The sequence below is a fragment of the Streptomyces scopuliridis genome (assembly GCF_042790125.1).
Lineage (GTDB): Bacteria > Actinomycetota > Actinomycetes > Streptomycetales > Streptomycetaceae > Streptomyces > Streptomyces scopuliridis_A.
The window spans coordinates 384,437-397,622 of the sequence record NZ_JBHTZS010000004.1 but is presented as its reverse complement, the minus strand read 5'-3'; the positions used below and the strand labels follow the sequence as shown (position 1 = coordinate 397,622).

The window sequence follows — 13,186 nt, the reverse complement described above, 5'->3', positions numbered from 1 at the left end:
GCGCGGGAAGCCCGGGAATTCGCCGCCGCCGTCGCCGCCTTCGCCGGGTAGGTCGTCTGCGAGGTGCCCGCCGGGTGCTTGCCGGCTTCCCATGACGTCACGTCCAGGTGGTGCGGGCGAAGTTGACGAGTCCCGTCAGGGCCTTCCCGCCCGCCGAGATGTTGTTGTCCTCGTCTCCGATGCCGAGTGGGCTGCTGACCTTTTCGAACCCGCTGACGGTGCCCACCGCGTACGGGCCGTCGCTCCAGGTGGCGAAGAACGCCCCGCCCGAGTCGCCGGGCGTCTCGTCGGCGTGGTGCTCCAGTTCCTGCGCGTCCCCGTCCTCGTCGTCGTCGATGACATGGATGCCGGACTGGAAGCTCGGCCGCTCGGCGTTGTCCACGTCGCCCGGGTAGCCGACCGACGTCCAGTAGGCGCCGCCCCTCCAGCTGTCGTCGAAGGGCCGCGCGCCCATGCCGCCCAGCCAGTCCCCGAGCGGGTCGGCGAGCCGCAGCACGGCCATGTCGTGCGCCGACACATGCTGGCCGGCGTACCCGTGGGCGGCCGTCGCCCACGACTGGCCGCCCGCGCCGGCGCTGGAGGTGCCGTCGAAGTAGCCGGCGACGAACTGGATGGAGGCGTTCGGCGCGCCCCACGGGACCGCGTGCGAGGCGGTCAGTACGGCGCGCTTGCCGACGAGCACCGCGGTGCCCGACGCGTCCCAGTTGGGGGAACCGGCGTCGTTCCGGATGAAGATCCGTCCGATGCACGACCAGGGGTAGCCGGACGGGAAGAAGGTCTGCCGGGGCGTGTACTCGCCGTAGACCCCGGTGGTGAGCGGGATGACGGTCGTGCCGTTCATGCGGCGCATCGCTCTGAGCGAGGGCCCGGTGGGGCGGGGGTAGTGGAGCAGCGGCTGCCAGAGCGGTCGGTGCGGGCGCGGGGGTGTGTCCGGGGCCCGCAGCGTCCCCATCTCGTGCAGCTCGGTCTCGGTCATCGCCCGGCCGTAGAAGGAGCCCTCGGGCAGGATGACCGTGCCGTCGTCCTTCGGCCGGAGCTTCTTGCCCGGCGGCATGGTGACCGGGGCCCGCGCGGTGGCGAGTCCTTCCCTGACCTCGTCCGGGGCCTTCTGCTCCGCGGCGAGGTCGTCCAGGCGCGCCAGGTCTTCCAGGGTGAGCGGGGGTGCCGGGTGGGCATGGTGAGCGGTCATGATCGGTCGCCTCCTTGTCTCCTTTCACCGTGCGACTGTTCGGAGGCTCGCGCGCGTGCGGAGGTGACCTGTGGTACGGAAGCCAGCACCGCCCATGCCCACTTTGGGCCAAACGGGTGAACGGCTCAACGCCCGACCGCGTGGACGTACCCGGCTCAGGCCGGGGACGGCAGTCTCGGGAGGCGGTGGATGTCGCGGGCCGTGCCCGTGACGCCCGACAGGAAGCCCTGGGCGCGCGGGCTGGCCGTCTCCTTCAGCCACTCCGGGGCGATGTCACAGACCGCGACGCGTACGCCCGTGCCCGCCAGGGCCAGGGGCAGGGTGTGGACCACCGTGGAGGGAAAGCTCAGGACCGTCTGCCCGATCGGGCCCCGGCGCGCGATCACTTCCAGGGGGAGGTCCGGGCGGACGATCTCCAGGCCCGTGACCGTGTGCAGGCGGTGCAGCTTGTCCACGTCCTCGCGGCGGTGCGCGAAGTAGCGGGTGGCGCCGTGGGTGCGGGCGAGGGCCGTGACCGCCTCAAGGTACTGGTCCGCGTCGACCACGCCCGTCTCGACCAGCGACGTACCGACCATGTCGGCACCCGTGGCTATCCGGGGCGGCCCGAACGTCTCCCGGGTCCACTCGAAGCGGTTGGCGGTGACGGTGATGCCGGCCGGGGCCTCCTCGACGGGCATCGAGGTGAAGACCTCGACCGTACGGCCGTCCGACGGGGAGAGCCGGCGCCGCGCGGCCGCGGTGACGGGCGCGAGGACCAGTTCCCGCGGCCCGCGGCTGCCGCGCCGGTGCCAGCGCACCAGCCGCTCGCCGCGGGCGATCTGTCCGATGAACTCCAGCGTGGCCGTGCCGTCGTCCACCACCGTCAGCTCCTTGCCGCTGACCAGGGTCAGCAGCAGCTGTACGTAGCGGGAGAACGGGTCCCCGATGACTATCCGGCCGGCCTTGCGGAGCAGCGGGGTCAGTTCCCGCAACGTCCGCAGGGGCGCCCCCGCGCCACCGCGCGCCTCTTGCCAGCGCACGGTGAAACCCTCGTCGCGGGCCAGCTCGGCCATCCGGCGGAGCTGGCCGCGCGACATGGGATCGGTGGGCGACAGCACGATGACGGTGAGCGCGTCACCGGTCGCGCTGGCTCGCGCCCACTCCAGCACATTGAGCAGCTGGACCGGGCTCTCCACGAAAGCGATCGCGTCGGCGTTCCCGCCGGCGTTCCCGCCCGCGGTCGCACGAGGGTGCGGGGAGCGGCCCCCGCCGGCACCGGTCATGGCGTCAGACCGCCACCGGCTCGGCGGACTCCGCGGCCTCGGCGACGACGCCCGCGACCCGGCGGAGCTTCTTCATCGGGCCCAGCTCCGACTCGTAGACCTTCTTGACGCCGTCACCGAGGGACGCCTCGATGGTGCGGATGTCGCGGACGAGGCGCTGGAGGCCCTGCGGCTCCACGGACGCGGCCTGGTCCGAGCCCCACATGGCGCGGTCGAGGGTGATGTGACGCTCGACGAAGGTGGCGCCGAGGGCGACGGCGGCGAGGGTGGTCTGGAGACCGGTCTCGTGGCCGCTGTAGCCGATCGGGACGTTCGGGAACTCGGCCTGGAGCGTGTTGATCACGCGCAGGTTCAGCTCCTCGGCCTTGGCCGGGTACGTGGACGTGGCGTGGCAGAGCAGGATGTTGTCGCTGCCCAGGACCTCGACCGCGTGCCGGATCTGCTTCGGCGTCGACATGCCGGTGGAGAGGATGACCGTACGGCCGGTGGCGCGCAGGGCGCGCAGCAGCTCGTCGTCGGTGAGGGAGGCGGAGGCCACCTTGTGGGCGGGCAGGTCGAACTTCTCCAGGAAGGCGACGGCCTCGGTGTCCCACGGGGAGGCGAACCAGTCGATGCCGCGCTTCTTGCAGTGCTCGTCGATGGCGCGGTACTCGTCCTCGCCGAACTCGACGCGGTGACGGTAGTCGATGTACGTCATCCGGCCCCAGGGGGTGTCCCGCTCGATGTCCCACTGGTCGCGGGGGGTGCAGATCTCCGGGGTGCGCTTCTGGAACTTGACCGCGTCGCAGCCGGCGTCGGCGGCGGCGTCGATCAGGGCCAGGGCGTTGTCCAGCTCGCCGTTGTGGTTGATGCCGATCTCACCCGTGACGTAGACCGGCTGGCCGGGTCCGGCGGTCCGCGTGCCGAAGGTGCGCAGGCGCGAGATGGAGTTGGTGCTCATGGAGCGTCCTTACTTGTTGAGGGTGGGGGTGTGGGGGGTCCGGAGACCCGGCCCGAGGATCCAGGCGGCGATCTCGCGGATCGCTCCCTCGCCTCCGGGGGTCGTGGTGACGGCACGCGCGGCGGCGCGTACGGCGTCATGGGCGCTCGCGACGGCCACCGGCCAGCCGACGAGTCCGAAGCACGGGAGGTCGTTGACGTCGTTGCCGACGTACAGCACCCGCTCGGGCGCGATCCCGTGCTCGTCGCACCACTGCTTGAGTGCGAGATCCTTGCGGTCGATGCCGTGCAGCACCGGCACCTGGAGCTTGCGGGCGCGGGCGGCGACGACCGGGTTCTGCTCGGTGGAGAGGATGAGCAGCTTCAGTTCGCTACGGCGCAGCGCGGCGATCCCGAGCCCGTCGCCGCGGTGCACGGCGACCATCTCGCGGCCGTCGGAGTCGACGAAGACCTTGTCGTCGGTCTGGGTGCCGTCGAAGTCGAGTACGACCGCGTCGATGTCGTCGTACGTCGGCAGGACGGCCGGGTCCAGGAGCGGGGCCAGCGCGCGGGCGCGGGCCAGGTCGTGCGGGTCGTCGATCTCCAGGACCCGGGCGGGGTCGGTGGCGACGAGCGCGGTGTGGCCGAAGAAGCGGTGCCTGGCCTCGCGGAAGCCCTCGGCGCGCATCGCGTAGGCGGCGCCGGTCTCCAGGTACTCCTGGGGGCGGTCCTGGCGGCGCGGCCGGTTCGACTTGTCGTGGTTGACGCCGTAGCCGCCCGAGGCCCCGGCGTCGGCGCTGCCCTCGCTGTCCTGGCGCCAGATGAAGCCGTGGGTCGGCGCGACGGTCAGCGCGCTGTCCGCGCCGTCCTCGGTGACCGCGCCCGCGACGCCGTCCAGGTCCTCGGCCGTGATGAACGGGCTGGTGCACTGCACGAGCAGGACGACCTCGGCGGTCTTACCGCGCATCGCGCCGTAGGCGTCCATCGCGTGCAGCACCGCGGCCTCGCTGGTCGCGGTGTCCCCCGCGATCGCGGCCGGGCGCAGGACGACCTCGGCGCCGGCGGAGCGTGCCGCGTCGGCGATGGCCGCGTCGTCGGTCGAGACGACGACATCGGTCACGCGCCGGGCCGCCAGACAGGCGCGGACGGCGCGCACGACGAGCGGTACGCCGCCGACGGGGGCGAGGTTCTTGGCGGGTACGCCCTTGGATCCGCCGCGTGCGGGGATCACCGCGAGGACGGTCATCTGTACTCCTTGGTCCGCGGGTCGGTCTCCCGCGGCTCGGTCATCTGCGGCTCGGTCATGCGCGGCCCGTTCGTCCGCGGTGGGTGGGGTGGCCGGGTCGGGTGCCGACGACGGCCCGGTCACAGCTCGCCCATGCGGCGGATGACGGGCGCCACGCGCTGCACGCCGTGGCGGTAGGCGCCGCGCGCCGCGCCCCGTACGGCCTCGCGCACCACGCGCCGGACCCCCCGGACATCGCTCTCGGAGGCCCGCGACGGCAGTGGAGTCCCGTCCACGGCCAGGTGGTAGCGGGCCAGCAGCGGCGGCAGGTATCCCGGCGCGGTGGTGGCCGTGTAGTACGGACTGATCTCGGGCAGTTCGGGCCCGTCGAGCAGCTCCGCCACCCGCGCGCGGGCCGTGTCGAAGGCCGACGCGTACGATCCGTCGGCGGCGACGCCCTGCCGGTCCGCCCAGACCGCGTCGGGGCGCGGGCGTCCGCCGCCGTCCAGCTGGTCCCAGGAGGCCAGACAGCCCGAGCCGATGAAGTGGTGGTTGCCGAGCGGCTCGCGGATACCGAAGTCGGTGAGGATCGCGGTCGGGATGCGCCGGTGCAGGGCCTCGAGCGCGGCCGTCGAGGAGACGGTGACCAGCAGGTCCGTACGGTCGAGGACCTCGCCCATGTTCCCGTACACGAGCCGGAAGTTGGGCGGCAGACCGCCGGGCACCTTCTCGGCGAGCCGCTGGTAGGGGAACTCCTCCACATGCGTGGTGTGCTCGCCGGGCTTGCTGCGCAGCTTCAGCAGCACCTCGCGGCGCGGGTGGAGCCTGGCGTGCTCGACGAGGCGCCGCAGCAGATACGTACGGTCGGCGCGGCTCGCCGGTACGGAGGGCTGGGCGGCGAAGACGACGGTGTCGCGGCCCTCCTCGGGGACGTACCGCTCCCCGCCGAGGAAGGGCAGCGCGGCCTCGGTGACCGAGGAGGCGTCGGCGCCCACGCCCTCGTACACGGCGCGGAACCGCTGCGCGTCGTACCGCGAATTGGCGAGGACGACATCCGCGCCGTGCCGCAGCAGCAGCCCGTCCGAGAGCTTCTCGTAGACGACTCCGACATAGCCGGTGACGATCACGGGCCGGTCGGCCAGCTTCAGGGCGGATATTCCGTGCAGCATCGCCTGGACGGCTCCGCCGACGAGGGCGAGGACGACGATGTCGTACGACTCCTCGCGCAGCGTCCGCAGGAAGTCGGTGCCGGTCAGCTCACGCAGGGCGTCCGCCTCCGCGCCGACCTCGGCCAGCTGTCTCGCGGTGGGCGTGGCCCGTCCGCGCAGGAGGAAGCCGCTGAGCTCTATGGAGCGGTCGTCCGGCGTGATGCGGCGCGCGGTGAGCGCGCCCCACTTCCACCGGGTGTCGGAGTCCGCGAGCACGGCGACCCGGACCGCTTGACCGCTGGTACGTGATGGCACGACGAGGACGTTAGAAAGCCATTCCGTTTGTCGCCCCAACTCAATGGCAATAAAGGGTTAACAGCACGTCTACGAATGGCGACGCGGGCCCGGAACAGCCGGAAAACGACCGGGAAGCGAACCGCTTCACCATTCCGCCATTCTTCGTTCACCTTCCATGTGCCCGGATGTCAGGCTGCATGACGTGCCGCCGCCTAGCGTCACGCAGGTGGTCAAGCTCTCTGTTGTCGTGCCGTTCTACAACGTGCAGACATACGCCCTCGAAACCCTTAGAAGCCTGCGCGCGAACAGCCGCGAGGACTTCCAGTTCCTTCTTGTCGACGACTGTTCGACCGACGGGACCCCGGAGATCCTCGAACAGGCGGCGCGCGACCTTCCGGGGGCGGTCCTCCTCAGACATGAACAGAACGGAGGGCTGGCCACCGCCCGCAACACCGGCCTGGACGCCGCGGACGGGGAGTACGTCACCTTCCTCGACGGCGACGACTGGGTGGCGCCGGGCTACTACGAGCGGCTGCTCGCCTCCATGGAGGCGCTGGGCTGCGATTTCGTCCGTACCGACCACGTGCAGTTCACGGCCAGGGCCCGGACGATCCACCGCGTCCCGGTCGGCCGGCGCGACGAGGTGCTGTCGCCCAGGGACGCGATCCTGCCCGCCGACCGCTCGACCTCGGTCGACTATCCGTACGCCTGGGCGGGCATGTACCACCGCCGGCTCGTCGACCGCGGCCTGGTGCACTTCACGGACGGGCTGCGGACCGCCGAGGACCGGCCCTGGATCTGGCGGCTGCACCGCGAGGCGGAGTCCTTCGCCGTGATCGGACTGCTCGGGATCTTCTACCGGCGCGGGGTCGCCTCGTCGCTCACCCAGATCGGCGACGTTCGGCAGCTCGATTTCATCCGCGCCTTCGACCAGGTCATCGAGGAGACCGCGAAAGACGCGGAAGCGGACCGTTTTCTGCTGAAGGCCGTGCGCACCTACTGCGCGATCATTTCCCACCATCTGGCGTCGAAAGAGCGATTCGAACCGGCCGTGGCGCGGCAATTGCGCGCGATGAGCGCCGCCGCTCTGAAACGACTGCCTCAGGACGTCTTGAAGGAAGCGCTGGATTCGATGGACCTGGACCGCTCGGCCCGGCTGCGCCGCCTGCGAAGGCGGCCCTCGTCCGCCGGGAAGGCGGCAGCGTGATGGCGTCGTCGTCCCTCTTTCCGAGTGCGTCCGCGGGTGGGCGTACGACGCAGGTCTTCTGCGCCTCCACGCTCTACGGAGCCGCCACCCTGGCCGCCGCGATCGACGCCGGGCTCTTCCCCGCGGCCGGCCGCCGGCTGCTGGTCGTCTGCAACAACGCGGGCTCGCCCGAGCTGACGCCCTCGGTCGACGAGATGCCGGGCTTCGAGCAGCTGCGCGACCGGTTCGACGACCTCGTGTCGTGGAACGAGACGATCGCGCCGTTCCACCCGGGCAGCTGGTCCCCGCGCGCCGACGACATCCCTCTCTGGGAGCGTCATCTGCGGCTGGCCTGGCGGCTCGGAGACGACGACGTGCGGCTGGTCGTCGAGTCGATCCAGGTCAACCCGGCGCTCGCGATCGCGCAGATCTTCACGGGCGCGCCGGTCGAGGTGTACGCGGACGGGCTGATGAGCTACGGGCCCACCCGCTCGAAGATAGAGCCGCTGGTCGGCGAGCGGGTGCGCAGACTGCTGCATCTCGATCTCGTGCCGGGGCTCAAGCCGCTGCTCCTCACCGAGTTCGGCGTCGCCCCCGAGCTGGTGCCGACGGACGCGTTCCTGCGCGTACTGGACGAACTCACCGACGCCGAGCGGAACTTCGACACGCCGTCGGAGCCCCCGGCGCTGCTCCTCGGCCAGTACCTCTCCGCGCTCGGGATCCTCACCGAGCGCGAGGAGGAGGAGCTGCACATCAGGATGGTGCGGGGCGCGGTCGCCAAGGGCCACACCCAGGTGGTGTTCAAGCCGCATCCCACGGCGCCGGCCGCCTGGTCGCGGCGGCTGGAGCAGGAGGCGAAGAAGCTCGGCGCCGACCTGACCATCCTGGACAGCCCGGTGCTCGCCGAGGTGCTCTACCGGCGGCTGAAGCCGGCGCTGGTGGTCGGCTGCTTCTCGACGGCGCTGTTCACGGCGTCCGCGTTCTACGGCATTCCGGTGGCGCACACGGGCACGGAACTGCTGCTGGAGCGGCTCGCCCCGTACCAGAACAGCAACCGCGTGCCGGTGACGATCGTGGACGCGCTGCTGCCGTCACTGGACGACGGCGACGGTGACGCCAACGGCGGCGACGCCGACGCGCACCGGCCGGACCCGCTGATCGCGGAGCTGGTCGCGACCGTCGGCTACGCGATGCAGCACCAGATCTACCCGGGGCTGCGGCCCACGGCCGAGAAGTACCTCTCGGAGCATCTCGACGCGCACACCTGGCGCTACTTCAAGCGGCGCCGGCTCACGGCGCTGGCGCTGCCCGGCGCGGTCCCGGCGCAGCTGGCCCGTATCCCGCGCAACGCGACGGCGCGACGCATGGTGCGCCGGGCGCGGAAGCTGCGGCGGGCGGTGCTGCGGTAGGACCGCGCGGCCCCTGGTCGCCGGACGGGCAGAATACGTGCCGCCCGTCCGGCGAGGGCCGAACCGTACGACCGGCTCAGCCGGCCGGACTGCCGGCCGGGGTCTCCGTGCTGGTCCCGGAGGTCCCCGTGGTGGTCCCCAGGATCGACCGCAGCTCCGCCGCGTTCGCCTGGGTGATCTTCCACAGCTCCCGCTGCCTGCCGTGTACGTCGGCGACGGACGCGGCGTGATCGTCCAGCAGCCCGAGCGCCCGTTCCGTCAGGACCGCCCCGAGGTTCTTGTCATGGACGGAGACGCCCCACTCCGGGCGCTCGATGTCGGCCAGGAAGTACGCCATCTTCGGGTGCGAGATCAGGCTGATGACCGGCGTCCCACAGCCGAACGGGATCATTCCCGCGTGCCCGCGCATCCCGATGACCAGCTTCGTACGGGCGTAGACGTCCCGGATCTCGTCGTTCCCGGAGTCGTACATCGGGATCACCGGCAGCGAGATGCCGTGCTCGCGCCGCAGATCGAAGGCGATCCGCTCGTCGTCCAGCGAGTGCGCCACGCACTTCACCTCGGCGTGGCCGCCCAACACCCTTATCGCCTTGGCCAGTTCGGCGAGGAAGTGCCCGTAGTCATGGCCGAAGCGCAGCCCGGCCCGGTCGTACGCGGCGTTGATCAGGACGGTGTTCTCCCGGTGGGCGGGGTCGGTCCAGCCCTCGACCAGCTGCCGGGTGACGGTGGTCGGGCAGGGCTGGAAGCGCACCTTCTCGTGCAGTTCGGCGGGGAGCAGCGCGCGGACCTTCTCGATCGAGCCGTGGTTGCGCAGTCCGAAGAAGGCCGACTTCTCGACGAGCCTGCGCAGGCTCGCGTGGAAGCGCTCGCGCCGGTAGGACTGTCCGTCGAAGGCGTTGAAACCGACCGCGTACACCATCACGGGCACGTCGATCCGGTCCAGCAGCGCGTCGGGGACGTTCCACTGCCAGGCGCTGTTGCCGTTGGGCGCGGTGTCCGGGATGAACAGCCCGCCGCCCCCGATCACCAGCCCGCGCCGGGCGTTGACCCGCTCCAGCGCGGCCTCGTCGAAGAGCCGGTGGGCGTGGATCGAGTGCCAGCGGCGGGGCCCGGTGTCGGGGCCGAAGGTCAGCCGTACGGACTCGGGCAGCAGCTTGTCCCCGGCGTTGCCCTGCTGCGGCATGTAGTACGCGACATGCGCGAGCTGGTCCTCCGCCGCGCCCTCGCGCGGGCCCGGCGCCCCGCCGGGCGCGCTCGTCGTACGGCGCTGCATCTGCCGCGCGCCCCGGTGCGTGGGGTCGGCGGAGAGGCCGTTCATGGCGTGGCGCTGGGCCGTGGTGTCGTCGCCGTGGATCCAGGCGATCTGGGCCAGCCGGGCGAAGGCGGTGGCGGCGCGCTTGGGGGCGGCGGTGGCCAGCAGCAGCTGGGCCTCGGCCTCCTCGTAGCGGGACAGGCTCATCAGAGCGTGCCCGTACACCTCGTGCGGCCAGGCTTCGTTCACCGGGATGCGGACCGATCCCAGCAGGTCGGCGGCCTCCTGGAACTCGCCCGCGCCGATATGGGCGAGCGCGACGCGGCGGGCGCTCTCGACGTCCCCGGTGCGGGCGACGTGCGGGGTCCCGTAGTGCACGATCAGATCGTGGTGGGTGGTGCCGTTGAGCGCGAGATACGCGGCGTGCAGCTCGGCGTCGGAGAGTTCGTAGGGGCTCCGGTCGTCCTCGGAGTCGCTGACCGGCGCCTCGCCGCCGGGTTCCGGTTCCGTCGCCGAGTGGTCCCGCTGGATGACGAGGGTGTCGCCCGGCGTGAAGGCGACCACGCCCTCGCGCAGCCGCAGGAGCGCGCCGAGATCGCCCTGTACGACCGTACGCGGGTCGAGGACGATCACGGTGTCGTAGTCGCCGGCACGGATCATTCGGAACACATCGCCGCGCGAACCGGTCTCGGCCGGGCGCAGCTCGACGCGCGGGTGGAGCGCGTGGATACGGGCGACGGAGCCGGGCGGCAGACCGGGACCGTCGTGCAGGACGATGAAGTCCTCGCACAGGTCCGGGTTGGACAGGGCGAGACTGCGCAGCAGCGTCAGGAGGCCGGGCACGTCGTCGTCCCCGACGAGCGCGGCGAAGGCGATACGGCGCTTGCCGGTGAGGGACTGCGCGGTCATGGGGCTCGTGAGCATGGGGCTCGGAGTCATGGGGCTCGGGGTCATCTCAGGGAAATCCTCATGTCGTTGACGCTCTGGGCGCGTTCCATGACCCATGCCTTCTCGCTCGCCCGCTCGCGCTCGGAGGTGACGGGGACGCGCATCGCTCCGGGCAGTCGGTGGACGCCGCTCTCGTAGAAGTCGAAGCCGAACAGATCGAGCGCCGGGGTGACATCCAGGAAATCAAGGAGCCACAGGGTGTTGAACCCGCTGGTCGGGACGGACGGCCAGGCGTCCCAGTCGACCCCGCCGAGATGCCGCAGCGGCCAGCGCACCGACTCGTCGGTCACATACCGCTGGGCGCCGGGCACCAGCCGCTCGCGCAGCGAGTAGCCCCACTTCTCCGCGGACCCGCCGAACACCATCCGCGTGGTCACCGGCCGGTCCCAGTTGAAGCCGTGCTCGTGGGCGGTGGCGTGGAGGTCGGTGCGCGTACCGGTGGCCGGCGCGTCGATACGGTACGAGCTGAACCGTACGACCAGGTCGTACGCGTCGATCTCCGGCCCCAGCGAACCGCGCCCGAGGCTCTCGGAGTTGGCCACCAGACAGACGGACTTGCCCGCGATCAGATTGCGCAGCTCCCCGACGCCGATCCAGTCGGCGCCGCCGAGGGTGGGATCGGTGAGCGGCGGCCGCATCCGGTTCCTGCGCTGTTCCGCGTAGTGGCCGATGAGTTCGCGCAGCCGCGAGGCGTCGCCGTCGGCGGCGGCGATACGCAGGTCGAGGTACTGGCCGACGGCGTTCTGGAGCTCCCCGACCGGGTGGCGGTCGCGGCCCATGGCCAGCAGCGCGCCGACGAGGCGCGGCTCGGCCCGCGCGTGGTCGCCCTCGCCGTGCAGCCGTACGCCCTCGTCCCAGACGTCCCGTACCTCGGAGGCGGAGGCGGGGGCGGCGGCGAACTCCTCGGCGCGGGGGCACTCATGGGCGAGCAGCCGGAGCATGTCCTCCTGCTGCCGCGCGGCGATCCGCAGCCCGGCGAGGCGGGGGGCGACGCCGTACCAGTCGTCGTCGGTGAGCGCGAGATAGCGCTCGTACGCCGCGACGGCCGCGATCTCGTCACCGGCGGCCTCCAGCACCCTGGCCCGCAGCCGCCAGCCGGCGCGGGAGCTTCCGCGCTCGGCCAGGACGGTGGCGCTGATGAGGAGGGCGAGCGCCGGCTCGCCGTCGCCGCCGTTGCCGCCGTTGCCGCACTCCAGGGCGGCGGTTCCGGCGGCGAGCAGTGCGTCGAACAGCTCGTCGGAGGCCGCCTCGGTGGGGTCGGCCGTGGCGTGGACGGTCTGGAGGCGGCGCAGCTTGGCGGCCAGCTCGGTGCGTTTGCGGTCGTTGTCGGCACCGGCGGCCGCGAGCCGGTCGCTGTGCCGCGCGCACGCGCGCAGACACTCCCCCAGTTCTTTCGAAGCAGCTGGTGGCGCGGTGGCGGCGCGGCCGGCGTTACCCCTCGTTCCGCTCTCGGCGTTCTTGCCGCCGAGCCATCTCGGCCACAGTCTGCGGGCCTTCGTCATGCTGCTCCTGGCGTCTACTGCCCCACGGACAGATGGTGAGTGGGTGACAGGGTAGGAAATCTCTCCGCCCCGGAGGTGAACTCACACCATCGGTAAGAGGAACGAAACGCTTCGGACACCGGGAGCTGGTAGGCGCCGGCACTCTTGCCGGCACCCCCCTCTAGCCCTCGGACGGCAGCATCGTCATGGCGATGCCTGCCACGATCGCCGCGAGGCCGCTTTCGAAGCCCGCCTCGTGGTTGCCGAAGATCTCCTCGCCCGCGCCGGCGGCCAGCGGGTACGCGGCCAGCCGTTCGGCGCGGGCGGCGAGGTCGATCCCCTCCGTCCCCGTCCCCGCCCCCGTGCCGGTGTCCTTCGCCGGGGCGGGGCCCATCGTCTGTTCCTCGATGACGTAACCGATCGTGTAGCTGTACGCGGTGAACCAGGCCCGCGCCGCCGTCCGCGGGGTGAATCCGGACTCCGTGAGTCCGCGCAGCTGGGCGTCCATGGTGGCCGCGTAGCCGGTGTCCGTGAAGTGCGTACCGCTGTAGACCTTGGCGCCGTCGCGGTACCGCAGCAGATGGCCGCGCAGCCCGCGCATCGCCGCGGTGAGCCCGTCCCGCCAGTCGGGGGCGGAGATCGCGGGCAGATCGGCCGCCATCCGCCGGAACATCTCGGTCGCCATCTCGTCCAGCAGCGCCTGCTTGTCCTTGAAGTGCCAGTAGAGGGCGGGCGCCTTGACGTCGAGTTCCGCGGCGATGGCGCGCAGGGTCAGCCCTTCGAGGCCCACCTCGTTCAGCAGCCGCAGCGCGGTGCGGGCGACCAGCGCGCGGTCCAGTCGTGTCGTAGCCACCTTGACAATCTAACAGCG

The 13,186-nt window shown here is 71.7% G+C and carries 10 protein-coding genes; 2 read left to right on the top strand and 8 right to left on the bottom strand.

Going from position 1 to position 13,186, the window contains the following annotated elements:
- Nucleotides 1-97: 97 nt before the first annotated feature.
- From ACFRKB_RS08600 to ACFRKB_RS08580, 5 genes are all read right to left on the bottom strand, one after another.
- Nucleotides 98-1,189 (bottom strand): trypsin-like serine peptidase, encoded by a 1,092-nt coding sequence (locus ACFRKB_RS08600; protein WP_383104371.1) that lies wholly within the window; start codon nt 1,187-1,189, stop codon nt 98-100.
- 155 nt (nt 1,190-1,344) lie between these two features.
- A complete protein-coding gene (locus tag ACFRKB_RS08595; RefSeq protein WP_383104370.1) occupies nt 1,345-2,451 on the bottom strand; it encodes a P-loop NTPase family protein in 1,107 nt (368 codons plus the stop codon).
- A gap of 4 nt (nt 2,452-2,455) precedes the next feature.
- Entirely contained in the window at nt 2,456-3,391 is a 936-nt protein-coding gene (locus tag ACFRKB_RS08590) for an N-acetylneuraminate synthase family protein (RefSeq protein ID WP_365972237.1), read from the bottom strand.
- A 9-nt stretch (nt 3,392-3,400) separates the two neighbouring features.
- Nucleotides 3,401-4,615 (bottom strand): cytidylyltransferase domain-containing protein, encoded by a 1,215-nt coding sequence (locus tag ACFRKB_RS08585; RefSeq protein WP_383104368.1) that lies wholly within the window; start codon nt 4,613-4,615, stop codon nt 3,401-3,403.
- Nucleotides 4,616-4,734: 119 nt separating this feature from the next.
- Nucleotides 4,735-6,057, bottom strand: a complete 1,323-nt coding sequence (locus ACFRKB_RS08580) for a DUF6716 putative glycosyltransferase (protein ID WP_383104367.1) — start codon at nt 6,055-6,057, stop codon at nt 4,735-4,737.
- A gap of 208 nt (nt 6,058-6,265) precedes the next feature.
- Between ACFRKB_RS08580 and ACFRKB_RS08575 the strand changes: the two genes are divergently transcribed.
- A complete protein-coding gene (locus tag ACFRKB_RS08575) occupies nt 6,266-7,246 on the top strand; it encodes a glycosyltransferase family 2 protein (RefSeq protein WP_365972440.1) in 981 nt (326 codons plus the stop codon).
- Nucleotides 7,246-8,634, top strand: coding sequence for an alpha-2,8-polysialyltransferase family protein (locus tag ACFRKB_RS08570; protein ID WP_383104365.1), 1,389 nt, complete (start codon nt 7,246-7,248; stop codon nt 8,632-8,634). The genes ACFRKB_RS08575 and ACFRKB_RS08570 overlap by 1 nt, the downstream gene beginning before the upstream one ends.
- Nucleotides 8,635-8,710: 76 nt before the next feature.
- On the opposite strand, the gene ACFRKB_RS08565 is transcribed toward ACFRKB_RS08570, so the two are convergent.
- From ACFRKB_RS08565 to ACFRKB_RS08555, 3 genes are all read right to left on the bottom strand, one after another.
- Complete coding sequence (locus tag ACFRKB_RS08565) at nt 8,711-10,825, bottom strand: polysaccharide pyruvyl transferase family protein (protein ID WP_463291726.1); 2,115 nt, start codon at nt 10,823-10,825, stop codon at nt 8,711-8,713.
- 11 nt (nt 10,826-10,836) lie between these two features.
- Nucleotides 10,837-12,336 (bottom strand): hypothetical protein, encoded by a 1,500-nt coding sequence (locus tag ACFRKB_RS08560; RefSeq protein ID WP_383104362.1) that lies wholly within the window; start codon nt 12,334-12,336, stop codon nt 10,837-10,839.
- A 160-nt stretch (nt 12,337-12,496) separates the two neighbouring features.
- Complete coding sequence (locus ACFRKB_RS08555) at nt 12,497-13,177, bottom strand: TetR/AcrR family transcriptional regulator C-terminal domain-containing protein (protein ID WP_383104506.1); 681 nt, start codon at nt 13,175-13,177, stop codon at nt 12,497-12,499.
- Nucleotides 13,178-13,186 lie beyond the last annotated feature (9 nt).